Consider the following 802-nt stretch of genomic DNA (forward strand, 5'->3'; position numbering starts at 1 on the left):
CAAGTTCGTCCAATAATTTATTCAGGAGAACGATATTATTCTGATTTCTTGAAAGAGGAATTTAGCGAATATCTTTTCTGGATTGCGAATTATAATTTTTACAGAGAAAAAATTGAAGATGATTGGTTGTTCTGGCAATTTACAGAAAAAGCTTCTCTCCCAGGAATCAAACACCGTGTTGATGTTAATATTTACAATGGCGATTTAGAACAATTACATTTTATTACGGTGGAATAAAAGTCTTCAGTGGTTAATTTGATAAAACCAAAATAACAATTATTACAAAAGGCAATAAAAGCATTACAGAATATGGATTGGCAAAATTTACTGTATAGCCCATCCATTGAATCTTTTTCGGAGGAAGTAATCTTTTGTCTTTTGGGTTATAATAAAAGCTATTGAAGAAATACCAATTTTTTGGGTCTTTGTGCCAGTTGTCGTAATCTTCCTGAGTTGGTTTTTCTGATTTCATTTGCAACTATTTAAGAATCTTAGATTAAAAAAAAATGGTAAAAAGAAATTTACTTTTTACCATTCATATATTATAACTTTCTTAAAATTCAAGTTTCTTTTTACGTAGCTCGAAGTTTTGTCCAAGATAAACACGACGAACCATTTCGTCTTCTACCAATTCTTCTGGAATTCCTGCTTTCAGAATTCCTCCTTCAAACATTAAGTATGTTTTATCGGTAATTGCTAATGTTTCCTGAACGTTGTGGTCGGTAATTAAGATTCCGATATTTTTGTTTTTTAATTGCGCTACAATTCGCTGAATATCCTCAACCGCAACAGGGTCAACTCC

2 protein-coding genes and 1 pseudogene are annotated in these 802 nt (G+C 31.5%); 1 reads left to right on the top strand and 2 read right to left on the bottom strand.

All coding sequences use genetic code 11. The features are described 5' to 3' along the window. Positions 1 to 237, top strand: a 237-nt coding sequence (locus tag B3J44_RS03410) for a GH25 family lysozyme (protein ID WP_286965799.1), incomplete at its 5' end; no start/stop codon positions are given. 13 nt (positions 238 to 250) lie between these two features. Here the strand turns inward: B3J44_RS03410 and B3J44_RS03415 are convergent. Both B3J44_RS03415 and B3J44_RS03420 read right to left on the bottom strand, forming a co-directional pair. Then, on the bottom strand, positions 251 to 472 hold the full coding sequence (locus tag B3J44_RS03415; protein ID WP_286965800.1) for a DUF5808 domain-containing protein: 222 nt from the start codon (positions 470 to 472) through the stop codon (positions 251 to 253). A gap of 81 nt (positions 473 to 553) precedes the next feature. Then, positions 554 to 802: pseudogene (locus tag B3J44_RS03420) on the bottom strand (LPS export ABC transporter ATP-binding protein); the annotation flags it as partial.

The organism is Flavobacterium sp. UBA4854 (genome assembly GCF_002399805.1).
Classification (GTDB): Bacteria; Bacteroidota; Bacteroidia; order Flavobacteriales; family Flavobacteriaceae; genus Flavobacterium; species Flavobacterium ginsengisoli.

What these genes read in the sequence shown, in the direction of transcription:
- B3J44_RS03415 (WP_286965800.1), bottom strand. Translation starts at nt 472, where the DNA reads ATGAAATCAGAAAAACCAACTCAGGAAGATTACGACAACTGGCACAAA.